Below are 18,838 nucleotides of genomic sequence, written 5' to 3'. Positions count from 1 at the left end.
ATGGACAATGCGATAGACGTTAAAAATCTAAATTTTAGTCATAAAAATCTTGAATTATCAAATGTTAACTTTGAAGTACGTAAAGGTTATGTAACAGGATTTATTGGTGCGAATGGTGCAGGTAAAACAACGATTATTCGTATTATTATGGGTCTACTTAAAGAACAAAGTGGAGATTTAAAAATACTTGGAGAATATTTAAGTGAGAACCCAGTTGATATTAAAAATAAAATCGGCTTTGTCTATTCTGAATTATATATGTATGAAAAATGGAATATTAAAACAATCGAGAAAGTCATCAGTAAATATTATAAACAATGGGATCACGAAATATTTGAAGGTTATATTAAAGAATTTAAATTACCTTATAAACAAAAGATTAAGCAATTTTCAACAGGTATGAAAATGAAATTATCATTAGCAATCGCATTAAGTCACCATGCTGAACTTTACATTCTAGATGAACCAACTGCAGGACTTGATCCAGTCGTACGTAACGAAGTGCTTGAAATTTTACAAAGAGAATTAATAGATGAAGAAAAAACAATCTTTTTCTCTACACATATTATTTCAGATTTAGAGAAAATTGCTGATTATATCGTTTATTTAAAAAATGGATCCATTGTTATTAATGAAAGTGTAGAAGATTTAACAGATGGTTATCGAATTATTAAAGGAGACCAATCTATACTTGATGATGAATTAAGGTCGTTATTAATCAGTGTGAAAGAAACGAATACAGGTTTCTCAGGATTAACTAGACAAAGTTCAGTATTTGTTGAGTTATTTGGAAATGAAGTAGTCGTTGAAACGCCATCAATAGAGGATATCATGGTAAGAATTGAGAAAGATCAATTCGATAAGGAAGTGGTATAAATGAAAGCTGTTTTCTACCGAAACTTTCAATATGAGAAAGGGTATTACTTACTTTATTTAATTTGTTTCGGATTAGTATTGTTAACGAAATTTACTGTGTCTTTTCAAAGTATAGAACTCATGAATGTATTAGCGGTATATTTTGTCGCAGTCGTTTCAGTTCACAGTATTAATCACGCAATATTTTTAAATAAACAAAGTAGTCAAATCTTTTATATGAGTTTACCAATTTCTAAAGTTGATATTGTAAGAGGGCATTATGTATATAACTTATTAGTAACAGGTATTTCATTTATCATGATTATGTTCATAGCATTCGTAAAACAAGACACAATATTTATTCAAGCTGGGTTATTTATTGTAGCAACGAACTTATTTACGTTAAGCATTGTTTATCCAACATTTGCACATTTAAATATTAATCAGTTCGGTGCTTGGATATTAGTTGCTATGTATGGGATATTTACAATGTTTTACTTTGGTATATATTCGAATCGAACTCGCCAATTTGCTGAAGTTTTAGGTTGGAAAATATTTTTATACTATACACCAGCAATCATATTGTTAATCGTTGCAATCATATGGTCGATTCAGTTTAGCAGAGCTATCAAACAAGCGAAACAAGATCAAATTACGGTTTATGGAGGTATAAAATGAAGGCAATCTTATATAGAAACTTAATTTTATCAAAATCATACCTATATTTAATGTTAGTTACAGCATTGTTATTACCATTAATAGTCGTATTACCTCTTAATGGCTTTATTAAAATAGGTATATTAGGCATACTTGTCGTTATGATCCATATTGTGTTCTTAGTACCAATGTATTTTCTATTCAATAAAATCAATAAAAATCATTCTGAATATACATTTCTAAGTTTACCTGTTAAGCAATCAACAGTGATTAATGCTCATTATTTAACAGGATTAATAATTATTTTATTCACACAATTACTACTTGGTTTATGTACGATTGTAGCATTTTTAATACAAGAACCAGGCATGAAAATTTCATACGATATTTCAGGCATGTGTTTAAGTATTGCAGGGAATTTATTGACGATTAGTTTAATCTTGCCATTTGCTGAGTATAAAAGATTGATCAAAATTCCTATTATATTTTGGATGATAATAGTCGGAGTGATTGTACCAAACTCAATTCAGTTTATAGATTATGTGCTTAAATTCTTCTCAGTACAATCGCATATATTCAAGACACACGACATGTCTATATTCTTAGGCTGTTCCATCATTTTATTTATCGTGAGTTATATCATTTCAATTATTAAAGCACGAAAGCATGCAATTACAATTTAAAGGAGAGGTGAATAATCGTGAAATTAAATAACATACAAAAGTATTACGGTAAGCAACATATCCTCAAAAATATCGACTTTGATTTTGGGGATAGCCAAATAGTCGGATTGATCGGTAAAAATGGTGTAGGTAAAACAACATTAATGAAAATTATGAACCAGAATATTATGAAGTATGAAGGAAATTTTAACAAAGAAAATAGTGACAAAGTGGGTTATTTAATAGAAAATCCGAAATTATATTTAAATAAAACAGGCTATTATAATTTAAACTTCTTTAGAAATGTATTAGGGACTAATGTTGATGATGATTATATCAATATGTTAATTGAGTCATTTGGCATTAAGCCTTATATCGACAAAAAAGTAAAAAAATATTCAATGGGTATGAAACAGAAGCTATCTATTGCAGTTGCGCTTATGAATAAACCACAATATTTGATTTTAGATGAACCGACAAATGGAATGGATCCAGACGGTTCGATTGATGTCTTAAAAACATTAGAAAAAGTAAGTAAAGATTTAAATATTAAAGTACTCATTTCAAGTCATAAGTTAGAAGATATTGAATTAATATGCGATAGAACAGTATTTATGAAAGATGGTGCAATCGTTGAAGATTACGATATGAAAGCCCAATCTAAAGACGTGACTAAATTTATCTTTGATCATTCAAACTATAATCAAGCACTTAATCTTCTTACGATGAATTACAAATTAGTAACAAGTAATAAACAAGAATCGATTATTTCAGTAGAAGCGCTAGAAGATTATCAAGAAGTGTTAAAAGCATTAAGCGCTAAAAATATTTATCCTAAGTTTATTCAAAATAATAAAACGACTTTAAGAGATCAATACTTTAATATTAACAAAGGAGTTGAAGTATCATGAATATCGCCCAACATGTAAAATATGATTTAACGAGAATATTTAAAAGTCCATTAGGCTATTTAGGATTTCTTATTTCATTGTTTCCAGGAATAGCCATCATGATTTCTGTTAAAACATTAGATGGACCATTTGATGCACAAGTTGTATTGGCTATGTTCTTCGTATTTGGAGGACTTGTATTATTAATGTTCTCTATTAGAACGATAGTACGTGATATGCAGTATGGTACGATTCAGTTGTTCTTAAACTCTAAAACAAATAGAGTGAAGTATTTATACGGCAAGTTACTATCTATTATCGGCATTGTTATTATATTTACGATTTTAGGTACGCTATTTACATTATTAGCATCAACTATAATTGATGCAGGCGAATTAAGTGTATCTGACTATTTCAAAATGTTTGGTGAATTTCTACTTATCATGCTATTTTACGGAACATTATTAAATATCCTTAATTTACTTACTGGTAAATCAGCAGTTGTTTATACTACTGCCATCATATTAATATTATTTTTACCTAACATCTTTGATGCATTGATTTTTATTCCTGAAATAGGCGAAGATTTATCAAAAATGATGAAATACAATCCTTTAGACTTTTTACCAAAAATATTGAATCAAGGTTTACTCTCAATGAAAGTAACACAAATTTGGATATCTGTAGCATGTATTGCTGTATTCACAGGTATCAATCATTACATGATAAGAAATAAGAATATTTAATGGTTTATCCCTCATTTCTATGTTAAATTTAAATTATTAGACATAAGAATGAGGGATATTTTTGGGTAAAAAATTTATTAAACATTATATCATTATTGGTATAATATGTATTGTTGCAAGTTTCTTTTTCCACGGCACACCAAGCTCATTAATGATTGGAGCTGGACTAGGATTTTTCCTAACAGCCGTATTAGCGAAATTTGAAAAAGAAGATAAAGTTGATGAACATCCAGATAAATTAAAAGATAAAAATGAAAAAAAGTAGCTACTACATTTTGTGGTAGTTACTTTTTATGAAATTGAGGGGGTGAATCTATGTTACGTAGTTTACTATTCAAAAAGCTCGAACAAAAAGAGCAAGATATGATTAAGCATTATCAATATTTACATCAATATCCTGAACCGTCATTTAATGAAGTGAAGACATCACAATATATAGAAGCGTTTTATGAAAATAAAGACGTTGTAATACATAACCGTATTGGTGGTAATTACGGACTGATTGTAGAAATTGAAGGCAGTTTACCGGGAAGAACAATTGCATTACGTGCAGACTTTGATGCGTTAAATATTACTGAAGATACCGGATTGCCATTTAGTTCTAAAAATAAAGGGTGGATGCATGCTTGTGGGCATGATGCACATACTGCATATTTGTTAATACTTGCGGAATGTTTGATTGAACTTAAAGCGCATTTACCAGGTAAGATTATGATTATCCATCAACATGCCGAAGAGTTAGCACCAGGTGGCGCAATTGACATGGTGCAATCAGGATATTTAAATGGAGTGGATGAAATCTATGGTATTCATTTATTCCCTGATTATACACCAGATGTTATTTCATATAGGAAAGGTCCAACAATGGGTGGTCGATCATTATTTCACCTTAAAGTTAAAGGAAAAGGTGGTCATGGATCAAGTCCACACCTAGCGAATGATGCAATTATGGCAGCAAGTACTTTCGTAACGAATGTTCAAACCGTTGTATCGAGAAGGTTGAATCCATTTGATATGGGTGTTGTTACGATTAGTTCATTCAATGGTTTAGGATCATTAAATGTTATCCAAGATAGTGTGGAATTAGCTGGTGATGTAAGATATATGGAAAGCCGTATAGGTCATCAAATCCATGATGAAATCGAGCAGTTAATTAAAGGGTTAGAAGATACTTTTAATATTCAATGTGAGTTTAAATATGAATTAGATTGTATTCCACTAGTCAATCACTATAAACAAACAGATTATTTAATAGATATTTTGGCAACGAGTCAAGGTGATTATTTTGAATCCTTAAAAGAACATGAACAATTAACGAGTTCTGAAGACTTTGCGATATATCTTGAAAAAATACCAGGTACATTTTTCTTTGTCGGATGTAAACCATATGGAATTGAAAAAGCGCACTTTAACCATAGTCCGAAATTTGTGGTTAATGAAGATGCTTTATTAACGGCGAGTAAAGCATTAGGGGAAGTTGTATTAAACAGATTATCAATAGAATAGCGTTATATTTATGAGAGTTTAGGATGAAAAAATATCCTGAACTCTTTTTTGTATTTTAAAAAATAAGCAGTAACCGTTTACAAATAATTCGAAAACGTTTACAATAACTTGTATACAAGTATACGAAGTTTGGAGGTATTTTATGAAACATCATTATCATTATCCAAGCGAATGGTTAAAGCATCGTTCAACGGGAGAGCAAGTAGCGAGTGAACTTAGGCTAGCAATTATAAGTAAGATTATAGAAGAAGGCGATAAGTTAAGTGAAAATAAAATTGCTCAACAATTTGAAGTGAGTCGATCACCAGTAAGAGATGCACTTAAACTCCTGCAACAAGATGGTCTTATATCATTAGAACGTATGGGAGCAGTTGTTATGGGGTTATCTAAAGCAAACCAAAAAGAAATATATGACATTAGGTTGATGTTAGAGTCATTTGTATTTGAAAGATTACTAGTTGAAAATAATGAAGAAGTGATTAAACAGCTAAATAAAATATTAAAAATGATGACTGTAGCTGTTGAATTTGAAGATGCAGATGAATTCACGAGATTGGATTTACTATTTCATGAATCAATGATCACTGCTATTCACCATCAATATATTGAAATGATATGGCATAATTTAACGCCAGTTATGGAATGTTTAGTTTTAATTTCGATGAGAAAAAGAATGCAAAATGAACCAGAAGATTTCAAAAGAGTGATACACAACCATAAAGTATATATTGAAGCGATTGAAAATAAAGATAGAAATAAAATGAAAGAAGCATTTCATTTAAATTTCGATGACGTTGATGAACAAATTGATGTCTTGTGGAATTCTCAAACTAATATAGATAGAAAGTAGGATTTTGTAATGAAATATATGATTGGTGTAGATATTGGTACAACGAGTACTAAAGCTGTTATTTATGATAGCGAAGGGAACTTTTTGAAAAAACATAATATAGAATATCCAATGACGACCCATGAGATTGGCGTTGCAGAAGAAAGTCCTGCAGAAATATTCGACGCTGTATTATTTACAGTAAAAAAAGTGATTAGAGAAGTTGGCGCTAAGCCAGAAGAAATCAAATTATTAAGTTTCAGTAGTGCCATGCACAGCTTGATAGCAATGGATAAAAATAATCAGCCATTAACGGAATGTATCACTTGGGCAGATAATAGAGCAAGTGAATACGCAGATAAGATAAATAATGAACATAACGGATTAGAAATATATAAAAGAACGGGTACACCCATTCATCCAATGTCTCCATTATCAAAAATTTATTGGTTAAAACATGAACATGCCGATATATTCAAGAACACTGAGAAATGGATAGATATTAAGACTTATGTATTCTATCAATTATTTGAAACATACGTTATGGACCACTCAATTGGTTCAGCGACGGGTATGATGAATTTAAATACATTAAATTGGGATAAAGATGTCTTAAAATTACTTGAAATTAATGAAACGCAATTACCAGAATTAGTGTCTACAACACATATTATGAAGCAAGTTAAAAAGAATTACGCTGATATTATGGGTATCAATGAAGATACACCGATTGTAATCGGCGCTTCAGATGGCGTATTGTCCAATTTAGGTGTTAATAGTTATCGTGAAGGAGAAGTAGCCGTAACGATTGGAACGAGCGGTGCTATTAGAACAATTATTGATAAACCAAAGACAGATGATAAAGGAAGAATATTCTGTTACGTATTAACGGAAGATCATTATTGCATCGGTGGACCAGTGAATAACGGTGGTGTCGTTCTAAGATGGTTAAGAGATGAATTGTTAGCAAGTGAAGTTGAAACAGCTAAAAGACTCGGCGTTGATTCATATGATGTTTTAACTAAGATTGCAAGTAGAGTAAAACCTGGCGCAAATGGTTTGTTATTCCATCCGTATTTAGCTGGTGAAAGAGCACCGCTATGGAATGCAAATGCAAGAGGTAGTTACTTTGGTTTGACACTGTCTCATAAAAAAGAACATATGATACGTGCTGCGTTAGAAGGCGTTCTACTTAATTTATATACAGTGTATCTTGCTTTAATAGAAGTGATGGATAAAGCACCTGAACAAATAAAAGCAACAGGTGGATTTGCTAAGAGTGAAGTATGGCGCCAAATGATGGCAGATATATTTGATACTTCTGTTGAAGTACCAGAAAGTTACGAAAGTTCATGTTTAGGTGCTTGCATATTAGGATTAAAAGCTATTGGGGAAATAGATGATTTTGAAGTTTTAAACAAAATGGTCGGTAAAACATATCAACATGAACCTAATCAAGAGAATGTCGATATTTACCAATCGTTAATTCCGATATATATCAATTTAAGTCGTAAATTAAATGAAGAATACGATTTAATTTCAGAATTTCAATCAACACATTCATAAGGAGATGTTTATATGTTTTCAGATATTGCACCATTATTAATTGTCGCACTTGCAATTGTTATATTATTAGGTTTAATTATGTGGTTAAAACTTAATACATTTGTATCTCTGATTATCACAGCTATGTTAACAGGTATTATGCTCGGTATGCCACTAAACAAAGTCATCGGTACAATTGAAACAGGTATGGGATCTACACTCGGTCACATTGCTTTAATATTTGGTCTCGGTGCTATGTTAGGTAAGTTATTAGCAGACGGGGGCGGTGCAACTAGAATTGCACATACATTGATTAATAAATTTGGTCAAAAACGTATTCAATGGGCAGTTGTAACAGCATCATTTATTATTGGTATAGCTTTATTCTTCGAAGTAGGGTTAGTACTATTAATTCCGATTGTCTTTACAATTGCTAAAGAGTCTAAAGTTTCAACATTATACTTAGGTATTCCAATGACAGCTGCATTATCTGTTACACATGGATTTTTACCACCTCATCCAGGTCCAGTTATGATCGCTAAAGAATTTGGTGCAGATATTGGTCAAGTATTACTATTCGGCTTTATTGTTGCAATACCAGTAACAATTATTGCAGGTCCTATTTTTACAAGATTTGCAAAAAAAGCAATTCCAGAAGCATTTACTAAGTCAGGTGACTTAGCTTCATTAGGTAAACAAAAAACATTCAATATAGACGAAACACCTAGCTTTGGAATTTCTGCTTTAACAGCTTTATTACCAGTATTTATTATGCTTATTTCAACTATTGTAGATTTATTAACAGGCTCACCAGAAAACCCACAAGGTATTTTAGGCTTTATTAGCTTTATTGGTGAAGCGGGTACTGCAATGTTAATTTCAGTATTATTCGCTATTTATTCAATGGGTCTTAAACGAGGATATAAAGTTACAGAAGTTATGGATACCTTAACAAATGCCATTTATCCAATTGGTATGATGCTCTTAATCATCGGTGGCGGTGGTGCATTTAAGCAAATATTAATTGATGGCGGCGTAGGTAAAACAGTTGAGTCACTATTTACAGATACTGCAATGTCTCCAATATTATTAGCTTGGATCGTTGCAGCAGTACTAAGACTAGCATTAGGTTCTGCAACAGTTGCTGCGATATCAACAGTTGGTATTGTTATGCCATTATTAGAATCATCAGATGCTAATTTAGCATTAGTCGTATTAGCAACTGGTGCTGGTAGTGTAATCGCGTCACACGTAAATGATGCTGGTTTCTGGATGTTTAAAGAATATTTCGGTTTAACGATGAAAGAAACATTCTTATCATGGACGCTTCTTGAAACAGTTATCTCAGTTTCAGGTATTATCTTTATACTATTTATAAGTCTATTTGTATAATATATTTAAATATGAATATAAAAACCTCCAAATCTGTTTATTTAAAGATTTGGAGGTTTTGTTATGTGGTTTTATTTGATGTTTACTGTGCTTGCATTTCTTTAATTCTTTTAATATCTACTCTGATTAAGAATGAAATCGCTAAAGCTACTACAAAGAATGTTGCGAAAATATATAACGTTGCCATGTAACTTTGTGTAACTTCTCTGACAGTTGCTGATATAAAAGGTCCAACCAATCCAGCTGCTGCCCATGCCGTTAATATATAGCCATGTATGGCACCAAGTTGTTTCGTACCAAATATATCACCGATATAAGCGGGGATAGAAGAGAAACCACCGCCATAACAAGAAATGATGATGAACAGAATAATTTGAAATAGCATTGAATTATCAACGATTGGTAACCATAAGAATAATGCGATTTGTATGACAAAGAAAATTGTATAGACATTTGTTCTGCCAATAAAATCAGATATACTTGCCCAAATGAGGCGACCAAGACCATTAAACACACCGATAATACCAACCATTGTGGCAGCTTTTGCAGGTGTTAAGTTTACAATTTCTTGTGCCATTGGACTTGCGACAGATAAAATCGCTATACCACAAGTAACATTAATAAAGAGCATTAACCATAAATAATAAAACCTTTTAGTTCTAACGGCCTCATTGGCAGACATTTGAACTAAGTCTGGTTTTTTCTTTTTATCTTTTTGAGGATTAAAACTATTAGGTCTATAATATTCCGGTGGTCTTTCTAAATATAAACTAGAGATCAGCATGATAATACAATACACGACTGCTAAAATGATAAAAGTCGAGACAAGATTAAAATGTGTAATGAGAAATTCTATAACTGGACTGGCGATCATTGATGCGAATCCAAATCCCATAATGGCTAATCCTGTAGCCATACCACGCTTATCGGGGAACCATTTTACTAATGTAGATACAGGTGCAATATAACCAATACCAAGTCCAATACCTGATAATACACCATATCCTAAGTAAAGTAAGGGCAAGCTCTGAACGGAAATCGCATAACTAGAAAGTAACAATCCTGATATGAAAAATATCGTAGAAACGAGTCCGGATAAACGTGGACCAAATTTCTCAACGAAATGACCCATAAAAGCTGCAGAAAGTCCTAAAAACAATATTGCAATACTAAATATTCTTGATACTTCACTTAAAGTAAAGCCTAAATCATTTTGAATATGTTTCGTGAATACACTCCATGAATAAACAGACCCTATTGAAATATGTATTCCAACAGCTGCAACAGCAATGAGCCACCTGTTTTTAATTTTCTTGTTCATCATATTCCCCCTATAGTAATTGTGTCCAATTTATGTCATTATAGCTAAATTCAGAATATTCAGCAATCAAAATTTTGAAAAAAGTGACATTATTGAACAGTTAGGCAGCATGAATGCATGTTGATTTCATCGCCTTTTTAACAGTTAGGCATTCCTAACTGTTAAAAAAATAGTTGTAAAATACACTTAAGAAATGAAATATTTGAGTTAAGAATGAATCAACAAAAATTCCTATCTCACTGATATACTTTAGTCATAGATAACACAACACGAAGCACAATCCATTCAATTCCTCAAAACTATTTCGTATATGTTTTTTTCATGATTGTAAATGACTTTGTGTAGAACGTGTTTTGATAGTTATCTGTAATTGTAACGTTGAAATGGATCATAAAATGATTCAAGATATTTTTATAAAGTTTCCCGGCTTTATAAAAATACATGTTTCCTTAATTAATAACCCTTCCCCGAAAAGCGCTCGTTAATTCCCGGACGAGCGCTTTTCACTTGCCAATTTTTACATGTTAACTTTAATAACATGAATTTTCAGTTTTTATTGATTTGAAGTATAGTTATATTAGTAGCCATGGGGATGGCGAGAAATTCTCCTAAGTGAATAGGGGCATTCATACATAAATAAGGCTCGGACTAAATGTCCGAGCCTTTATACGTTTGATTATGAAATTGAACTAACGATTGATTCGTATACGTCATCCCAAAATTCAGTTTTATTTTGATAAGTTTCATGGATGCTATGATGTACTTCTTTTTCTTTTTCAGCATATGTTGGATCGTCTTTACTTGGTAAATCTTTACGAATATTTTCTACAAATTTTTGGACGCTGATTGCTCTTGGTCCCCAAACATGTTCTTGTTCATGTTTGTCATTTAAAAATACAAAAATAGGTATAGAGCGAGCAGTACCATTTGTTAAGTATTGATCAATTAAATTTGTATCTTCATCACGATGGAAAGCTTTCACTTCTATATTAGCGTAATCAGCAATGTTTAATAGAACAGGTATGTTCATCATTGCATCTCCACACCAATCTTCAGTTATCACAAGTACTTTATAATTTTTATCTTTAATTTTATCTAATCGTTCATCATTTTTAGGTAATTGGAAAGATTGATAAATATCGAGTAATTGCTCTTTATTTGTTGTCATCTCATTAACATATTCTTTAATGGGTTGTGCCTGTTCATAGTATGTAGCTAACTTTGTCATTGTAAAAATCCCCCTTTGATATACTTAATATTATAACAATTCTGAAATATTTCGCAAAGTACAATACTTTAAAATGAATAATTAATCTACAGCATTATCGATTATTGTAAATGTCTTATTATCGACATCTAATTCAGCTTGTGCACCGTATGGAATAATGCATTTTGGTTCATTATGTCCAAAACTAGCATTATAGAAAACGGGCATATCTTCTTGATGCCACTCTTTTAACATTTTAACCCAGACTTCTTTATATTCTTCATAATATACGTCGTCTTGAGGTCTTCCGATAATAACGCCATTAATTCTATCAAAAATACCCATAGAACCAAATGCACGAACATAATCTTCCATTAACCAAGGTGGGGCATGAACTTCAGCAGTCTCAATGAAAAGAATAGCACCATCAAAGACGTCATTATTAGGGAACACGTCAGTAGCTTTTAATGAATGGAATAATTCCATACAACCGCCAATAAGATGTCCAGTAGCTTTGCCAGAACCATTCAGAATTTCATATCCATTATTATCAAAAGATTCGCGGTTAATATTTTTATTCTTTTCATCCCACTGTAAACCGTATTTTCTAATTTGTGGTGAAGTAGGTACATTACCGACAATTCCATTTTGGAACCACGTTTGATTGATCGATTGAACAGTGTAGTCATCCATTTGAACATTTTCGGCAAAATCAGTTAATAACAATGGTCCGTAAAAGCTAGAAACACCTGCTTGATAAAACATAAAATGAAGTGCAGTCGTGTCAGAATAGCCACTGAAAATTTTAGGGTTATCCTTAATAATATTTAAGTCTATGTATGGCCACAATCGAACAGAATCGTCTCCGCCTAATGTACAGATAATAGCTTTAACTTCTGGGTCTTGAAGTGCTTGATGTAAATCTTCTACTCGTTTTTCTGGATGGTTATATGTATAGTCAGCACCTTTTAATGCGTGTGGCATGACTTTGACATTTAATCCGAAATCATCTTTTAATCTTTGTATACCAACTTCAGTTCTCCATAATATGTCTTTTTCGCCAGCTAATCCTGAAGAAGGAGAGACAATTGCTACAGTATCACCTTTAGAAAGCTTACTCGGTTTTATTAATTCTTTCACATCATTACCCCCTTATTTGTATATTGAAATTAGTATAGCATACGGGTATAACTTGAAATCAAATAATTCAAATGATAATATAAGTTTGTTTGTAAAAAGAATGGTAAAATAATGAATAATGTAAGGTTAACTTCAGAAAATAAGGGGTATTTCTATGGATAAAATAACCTTCCTTAATTACCTTGAGGATGAATTATCTCGACTGCCAAAAGTAGAACGAGATAAAATAATGTACGAATATGAAACGAAATTTTTTGAATCAGAAGATGAACAAAGTTTAATACAAGAACTTGGTGAACCTAAAGCAATCGCCAAGAAAATATATGCAACAAGTGCCATTCATGATGCAGAGTTATCACCCAATTTTAAGAATGTATTTCAAGCAATTTTAGCTACATTAGGATTGAGCTTTTTTAATATAATTTTTATAATTATTCCATTTCTTATCATTGCCTTTGTACTGCTAATTGTAGTTGTAATCGGCGCTTTAATGATGTTAGGTCCTATCGTTAGTGTGATTAATGTATTTGTTCACGGTTTTTATTGGGTAGATATTACTAATATTATTTTTTCAATCTCTTTCTTAGGATTAGGACTGATGTTGTTAGTAGCAGGGCTTAAATTAATAGAAGTGAGTTACAAAGGCATCTTAAAATATTTAAGATGGTGTGTGAAACTCGTTAAGGGGCGTGCTGAATCATGAAGAAGTTATTTTTATCTGGTCTAGGCATCTTCTTAATTTTTGGCATTTTAGGAACGATACTTTGGTTTACGGTTAATAATAAATATGAAAAGCAAGAAACGTATGAAAAAGTATATAAAAACAATCAAATAGAACAAGTTATCGTGAACGGGCAAAATACAAATGTTGAAGTTAAGAAAGGGAAATATTTAAGTATTAAATATAATGGTAATCAAGACGTAAATGCGAGCATAGAAAATAATTTATTGCATTTTACGGAGAGAAAAAATAAATACAAATTTAATGCTAATTTTATTCCATTTAGAAAGACGGTCAATCACTTAGTGATCACACTACCACCAAAAAATTACGAATCATTTAACATTACTACGAATACTGGAAACATTTCAGTACGTGACGCTAAAAGCAACAATAGTAATATGATTACGGATACAGGTGACATTGTTTATCATAATGTAAACTTGAAACATGCTAAAGCGATGACTGATTTAGGTAGTGTTAAAGTTAAACATTCAGATTTAACGGAATTCACAGGCGAAATTAAAACGGGTAATATATCTGTAGATAAAAGTAGTCTCGTTAATAGTGAAATGATTACATCATTAGGTAATATAAATATTAGACAACTGAAAAATGAATGCGATATTAAATCTTCAACAGAAGATGGAGATATTTCAATTTCTTATATGAATCCACCTAAGAATACTTTATTACAACTTCAATCTGAATCTGGAAATACAAAAATTGAAAATAAAGCATTTAATGGCGAAAAAGTAGGTAAAGGGAAACACGTTATTGAAAGTTATACAGATAATGGAGATATTTATATAAAATAATATGAAAATAGGCTGAGACTTCTAAGTCTCAGCCTATTTTCATTCACTCACTAGCAAATAGAATGTCTGAATCAATCTGACCTGTTATTGTAGGGAGGGTAATGGATTTACCATCTAACCATTCTTTGAAATCAAATGTATGTATGGTGCCATTTTCACCAAGAGCAATTTTCATTTTTAATTGGCTAGGTATATATGCTGATGTATGTATCGTACCTGACCAACTTTTGAATAACTTGCTGTAAATTTCATATTGAGGATCATTAAAATATCGAAAAGCATCTTCTAAAGACATTTGATCATTTGTGATTTGGTCAATTCGATTATATCTTTCGACAGACTCTTTAATATAATTTCGATTCTCATGACTTAATATTTCAAAATGATTAGTACATAAATTGTTTTGTTTAGTCACAACTTCTCTTGGTGTCGCTTCTACAGTAATTCTCTTGTTTGTTTTATCCATTAAAATATAGCTAAATGAACTGCGATGAGGAATTTCATTTAATAGTCTAACAGCATCATCGACATCTTTACATGTTTCTAAGATCAGTCTTCCAATCATATAGCATACAAATCCATCACCAGGTTTTTTACGATGCATAAAATTATAGCCCATTGCTAGACCATGTTCATTCATGCCATCCATTCTGCCAGTTACTCTAGAAGTAGGGCCGATTTGTGCGTATCCACCATCTGTAGGTTGAAATAGACTAAATCTACCATCATATGTAGCTGGACTATAATCATAGTTTCTAACCATATAATCTTCTCCTAAGAAAATAGAACAACCACTATCTTTAGCATAAACTCTATAATGACCGTAGTTTAACAAGATTGTTTCTAACGGGAATTTTAATGTATCTTGAATACCCATCAGTTCGTCCCAAATTTTTGGTGCGAATTTTTGATATATATTTTTTGTTTCATCTATATTAATATCGAAGCGGGGTCTTCTAATTCGCCATTCTTTTTCTCTATTTTGCAACATTTTAGTAGACTTTAACCATTCTGCTTGGGCAACACCATAATCATAATGGTTACCTCTAAACTCTAATGTTTGCATCTTAACATTTTGCACATTATCACTCCTCTTATATTTATTTTGATTGAACTTATGAACTTTGTCACGTAAATCCTCTCATATAATTGGAAATATGATGTTAAAGAGATTGTAATAATCGCTTAACCTATGTAATTTATTACCATGTTATATTTGAATTACCAATTATCTCACAGATTATGTGAGAAGGGGGTATGTAAAATGTGGAATCAAGGATATATTTACGTAAAGAAAATATGGCAAGAATGGTATAGAAGATAATCTATTAAATGACGCTTATAGAACAGCTAGAATATATATTTTTGAAATAAAGGAGCAAGAGACGATTTAATGTCTCTTGCTCCTAAATTTTTATATTTGATCTGTTGATGTTCTATAAGATTGCGCTTTGTTTGTCTTTTTAGTTTGGTTAGACCATATAATAGCAATTGTAGGTCCGGTGATTAAGTGGATAAAGCTGAATATTGCACCTGGAACAGCGGATAGGGGATTGAAATGTGCTGTTGCGAGTGACACAGCTAGTCCGGAATTTTGCATACCAACCTCTATAGAAATTGCTCGTTTATCTGGTCTGTTAAGTTTGAATAATTTAGCTAATAAGTATCCGATTGTTAAACCACTGACATTATGAAGTAAAACAACGCCGAACATAATAAGACCAGTTTCAATGATTTGTGTTTTATTACCTGCGACTACGCTTGCAAGAATAAGTGAAATAGATACAACCGAAATAATAGGTAAAATATCAATAGATTTTTCAGCTACTGGTTTAAAGAATCTTTGAACGATGAAACCTAAAATAATTGGAATCAATACAACTTGAACTACTGATATAAACATAGATGCAAATGATACTTGTAACCATTCTCTTGCAAATAAATATATTAAACTAGGTGTAACAATAGGTGCTAATAATGTAGAAACAGTTGTGATAGAAACGGATAACGCAGTATTTGCTTTAGCTAAATAGCTAATAACATTTGATGCAGTTCCACCTGGACAACAACCTACTAAGATAACGCCTAATGCTACGTCAGGACTTAAATTAAGCCCTTTAGCGATTAAATAAGCAGTGACAGGCATTACGGTATATTGAAGAATAACACCAATTAATACGCTTTTGGGTGATTTAAATACTTCTTTAAAATCATTTGTAGAAATAGTCATGCCCATTCCAAACATTACAATTCCTAATAAATAAGGAATGTAAGGTGCTATTTGAGCAATGGCATTTGGAAAGCTAAACCCTAGCACTGCTGCCAAAAGCATCCAAAATACAAATGTTTTATTGATAAACTGACTGAACTTCTTAATATTACTCATATATACACCTTCCAATTAAATAATAATCAGAATATTAACAATAATACAAAAATTTTTCAATACTTTATTTGAATTAATTATTTATTTCACTTATTAATGATGAAATGATACATATATTAAGTGAAATTATACTAAAATATCTATATATCGATAATATCTCGCTTAGAAAAGGATAATATCTTTTATGTATTTTAAATATTATGTTATGATGAAAGAGGTAGAAAATGATGAATGAGGTGACTTCAATGGATTGTATTAAAGGGATATTCAAATTCTTTTTCATCTTAATTGCTATAACAACAGTTGCTGTTGGGGCAGGTATTGCTGTCTTAGCATTTGTGTTTAAAAAAGACTTTGAAGAATTAGAACAAAAAACAAAAGAAATTGTATCTGAAATCGAATCTAATAATTAAAATAAAGGAGCAATCACAATATTTCTGTGATTGCTCCCTTTTTTATATTTAAAAATTAGGAGGGTTTATATTTGCGATATGAGCGTAATGTTTTAATATCCCCAAGACTAGAAAATGACAAATGTCATCAATTAAAAGCTTTATCTCATAATCTCAAAGTACCAAGCGAAGATGAATTATATGCCATACTTGAAAGCATTGAATATGACCAACCATTTTTAAAATCGATTACAATTGGAACGAGTAATGAAAAAGAGATGATTAATACAGCATTTCATTTAAAAGCAATCATAGAGTATATGTGGTACGAACGAAAAAAATCTGAAGTATATGTTAATATCGTCATTTGGAAGAATCATGTTGGTTCTTCTAAAAAATATGTTGATAAATTTATGAAGTATGAACCAGATGCGTGGATAATATTAGGATCTCATATAGGTTTCTGCAATTTGTTAAAAAGATTATATAGATTTGAAAATTGGGATGCTAATCGAACATATTGTTCAAATGCGTTATTGTCCCAAACGATGTTTCAAATAGTAGGTGAAAAGTATTTCGAACATATTAAAAGTATCAATCATCTCGGTAAACCAATAATAATCGAAGATGGTAAAATCATTTCAAAATTCAACGCTATTGTTTAGACCGCTTCTTTTTGAATATAAAAAATAGAATTGATGAAATACATATGAGTAATGCACTTATTAAATAATTCAAGAAATGTTTTGAACTTTGACCAGTTTCAGGAAGCTTTGATGTTTCTGATTTGGTCTTTTTTTCTTTATTAGTGTGATCGTTAGTAAGTTTATTAGGGTTTGGAATTAAAGAGTCTTTAATAACTGAGATTTGATATGTCTGATTTTGACTTGGAATATGATTAGAATTCGGATTATCAGTAATTTGACTTTGACTTTGTTGTCCTTGATCTATTTGAGTAGGTTGATTTGTACTTTGTTCAAAAGTTGAAGTAGTCCTGTCGTCAGAATTAAATGTATAATATTTATCCTCTCCTAGTGAAATTGTTGAGTGGCTATCTACGCCGTTAATCTTCACATTAAATTTAGTAGACTTAGTAAATGTAGTGGGTATATTGATTGAAGTATTACCGTTCTGATCTGTTATGCCAGAAAGTTCTTGGTTATCTGCAATGAGTTTAACTTCGACATTATTTAAAGGGTGATAGGTCTTTGAAAGTACATTAATTGAAATGAATTGATTATTTGTATTTGTTATATTGCGTTGGATATTGCTAGAAGAAGTTAATCTATATAACTTATTAGGTTCAACAGTAAAAGTTTGATTATTTGAAGTGGTTAAAGTGTAATGAGGTTTAATATTCTTATTAGGAATTTCTATAAATGCTAAACCATCAGATTTAGTTGTTAATGATTTAACTTCTTGATCTAACTGTAATTGGAAAGTTTCATTAGATATCGGGGTATTATCAGAAGCATAAAATTGAAAACCAATAGGTGTCATATCATTATGAGCGTGTGCAGTTCGTGACGTATTGAATGAAGTAGCGACTATACAAACAATACTAAATAAAAAGATTGGGAAAGGTTTCATATTGACCTCCTTTCATCTTATTAATGGTTAGATGATCATCTGATATCATTATGCCATAAACTCAAGTGATATGCCACTATTATTTTATGCTTTTTATATAAAATTTTTAATACAACTAAAATCTTCCTATATATATGTCATTCAAAATTTTTGTGAATGGACGTTTGAATCTTTTTGCAAG

At 31.1% G+C, this 18,838-nt stretch carries 20 protein-coding genes; 14 read left to right on the top strand and 6 right to left on the bottom strand.

From position 1 onward, the window contains the following. The 10 genes from pmtA (at nt 1) to LQ622_RS11495 (ending at nt 9,082) form a co-directional block, all read left to right on the top strand. The gene (pmtA, locus tag LQ622_RS11540) at nt 1-876 is read left to right on the top strand and encodes a phenol-soluble modulin export ABC transporter ATP-binding protein PmtA (RefSeq protein ID WP_037589570.1); all 876 of its coding nucleotides are present in this window, start codon (nt 1-3) and stop codon (nt 874-876) included. Beyond that, nucleotides 877-1,533, top strand: a complete 657-nt coding sequence (locus LQ622_RS11535; protein WP_239775148.1) for an ABC-2 transporter permease — start codon at nt 877-879, stop codon at nt 1,531-1,533. It begins immediately after the preceding gene. Continuing rightward, a complete protein-coding gene (pmtB, locus tag LQ622_RS11530) occupies nt 1,530-2,195 on the top strand; it encodes a phenol-soluble modulin export ABC transporter permease subunit PmtB (protein ID WP_239775146.1) in 666 nt (221 codons plus the stop codon). The genes LQ622_RS11535 and pmtB overlap by 4 nt, the downstream gene beginning before the upstream one ends. Before the next feature lie 17 nt (nt 2,196-2,212). Further along, a complete protein-coding gene (pmtC, locus tag LQ622_RS11525; protein WP_239775144.1) occupies nt 2,213-3,085 on the top strand; it encodes a phenol-soluble modulin export ABC transporter ATP-binding protein PmtC in 873 nt (290 codons plus the stop codon). Next, nucleotides 3,082-3,810, top strand: a complete 729-nt coding sequence (locus LQ622_RS11520; protein WP_239775143.1) for an ABC transporter permease subunit — start codon at nt 3,082-3,084, stop codon at nt 3,808-3,810. The genes pmtC and LQ622_RS11520 overlap by 4 nt, the downstream gene beginning before the upstream one ends. Nucleotides 3,811-3,871: 61 nt before the next feature. After that, nucleotides 3,872-4,075 (top strand): hypothetical protein, encoded by a 204-nt coding sequence (locus tag LQ622_RS11515; RefSeq protein WP_025905081.1) that lies wholly within the window; start codon nt 3,872-3,874, stop codon nt 4,073-4,075. 50 nt (nt 4,076-4,125) lie between these two features. Next, a complete protein-coding gene (locus tag LQ622_RS11510; protein WP_239775141.1) occupies nt 4,126-5,316 on the top strand; it encodes an amidohydrolase in 1,191 nt (396 codons plus the stop codon). A gap of 142 nt (nt 5,317-5,458) precedes the next feature. Next, nucleotides 5,459-6,166: a GntR family transcriptional regulator gene (locus LQ622_RS11505; protein WP_037589561.1), complete on the top strand. Its 708-nt coding sequence runs from the start codon at nt 5,459-5,461 to the stop codon at nt 6,164-6,166. A 9-nt stretch (nt 6,167-6,175) separates the two neighbouring features. Further along, the gene (gene gntK / locus LQ622_RS11500; protein ID WP_239775138.1) at nt 6,176-7,711 is read left to right on the top strand and encodes a gluconokinase; all 1,536 of its coding nucleotides are present in this window, start codon (nt 6,176-6,178) and stop codon (nt 7,709-7,711) included. A gap of 12 nt (nt 7,712-7,723) precedes the next feature. Continuing rightward, a complete protein-coding gene (locus LQ622_RS11495; protein ID WP_239775136.1) occupies nt 7,724-9,082 on the top strand; it encodes a gluconate:H+ symporter in 1,359 nt (452 codons plus the stop codon). A gap of 82 nt (nt 9,083-9,164) precedes the next feature. On the opposite strand, the gene LQ622_RS11490 is transcribed toward LQ622_RS11495, so the two are convergent. From LQ622_RS11490 to LQ622_RS11480, 3 genes are all read right to left on the bottom strand, one after another. Beyond that, nucleotides 9,165-10,403, bottom strand: a complete 1,239-nt coding sequence (locus tag LQ622_RS11490; RefSeq protein WP_239775134.1) for an L-lactate MFS transporter — start codon at nt 10,401-10,403, stop codon at nt 9,165-9,167. 676 nt (nt 10,404-11,079) lie between these two features. Next, entirely contained in the window at nt 11,080-11,631 is a 552-nt protein-coding gene (locus LQ622_RS11485) for a thioredoxin family protein (protein ID WP_025905087.1), read from the bottom strand. 81 nt (nt 11,632-11,712) lie between these two features. Then, nucleotides 11,713-12,750 (bottom strand): S66 family peptidase, encoded by a 1,038-nt coding sequence (locus LQ622_RS11480; RefSeq protein WP_239775132.1) that lies wholly within the window; start codon nt 12,748-12,750, stop codon nt 11,713-11,715. Between the two features lie 154 nt (nt 12,751-12,904). Between LQ622_RS11480 and LQ622_RS11475 the strand changes: the two genes are divergently transcribed. Further along, nucleotides 12,905-13,453 carry an HAAS signaling domain-containing protein gene (locus tag LQ622_RS11475; RefSeq protein WP_204259012.1) on the top strand — a complete coding sequence of 183 codons (549 nt, stop codon included), beginning with the start codon at nt 12,905-12,907 and terminating at the stop codon, nt 13,451-13,453. Further along, nucleotides 13,450-14,289 (top strand): DUF4097 family beta strand repeat-containing protein, encoded by an 840-nt coding sequence (locus tag LQ622_RS11470; protein WP_159315372.1) that lies wholly within the window; start codon nt 13,450-13,452, stop codon nt 14,287-14,289. Before LQ622_RS11475 ends, LQ622_RS11470 begins: the two co-directional genes overlap by 4 nt. 43 nt (nt 14,290-14,332) lie before the next feature. Here the strand turns inward: LQ622_RS11470 and LQ622_RS11465 are convergent, their stop codons facing one another. Both LQ622_RS11465 and LQ622_RS11460 read right to left on the bottom strand, forming a co-directional pair. Beyond that, nucleotides 14,333-15,370 (bottom strand): C45 family autoproteolytic acyltransferase/hydrolase, encoded by a 1,038-nt coding sequence (locus LQ622_RS11465; protein ID WP_037589549.1) that lies wholly within the window; start codon nt 15,368-15,370, stop codon nt 14,333-14,335. Between the two features lie 333 nt (nt 15,371-15,703). Next, nucleotides 15,704-16,675 (bottom strand): bile acid:sodium symporter family protein, encoded by a 972-nt coding sequence (locus tag LQ622_RS11460; protein WP_126477666.1) that lies wholly within the window; start codon nt 16,673-16,675, stop codon nt 15,704-15,706. 245 nt (nt 16,676-16,920) lie between these two features. On the opposite strand from LQ622_RS11460, the gene LQ622_RS11455 reads away from it, so the two are divergent. Both LQ622_RS11455 and LQ622_RS11450 read left to right on the top strand, forming a co-directional pair. Continuing rightward, on the top strand, nt 16,921-17,088 hold the full coding sequence (locus LQ622_RS11455; protein ID WP_049320466.1) for a hypothetical protein: 168 nt from the start codon (nt 16,921-16,923) through the stop codon (nt 17,086-17,088). A gap of 71 nt (nt 17,089-17,159) precedes the next feature. After that, on the top strand, nt 17,160-17,732 hold the full coding sequence (locus tag LQ622_RS11450) for a hypothetical protein (RefSeq protein WP_126477626.1): 573 nt from the start codon (nt 17,160-17,162) through the stop codon (nt 17,730-17,732). Here LQ622_RS11450 and LQ622_RS11445 read toward each other — a convergent pair. Beyond that, on the bottom strand, nt 17,722-18,657 hold the full coding sequence (locus tag LQ622_RS11445) for an LPXTG cell wall anchor domain-containing protein (RefSeq protein ID WP_239762553.1): 936 nt from the start codon (nt 18,655-18,657) through the stop codon (nt 17,722-17,724). The genes LQ622_RS11450 and LQ622_RS11445 overlap by 11 nt on opposite strands. Between the last annotated feature and the right edge of the window lie 181 nt (nt 18,658-18,838).

The organism is Mammaliicoccus sp. N-M50 (assembly GCF_022386995.1).
Classification (GTDB): Bacteria; Bacillota; Bacilli; order Staphylococcales; family Staphylococcaceae; genus Mammaliicoccus; species Mammaliicoccus sciuri_A.
This window is presented reverse-complemented; position numbering and strand designations above follow the sequence as displayed.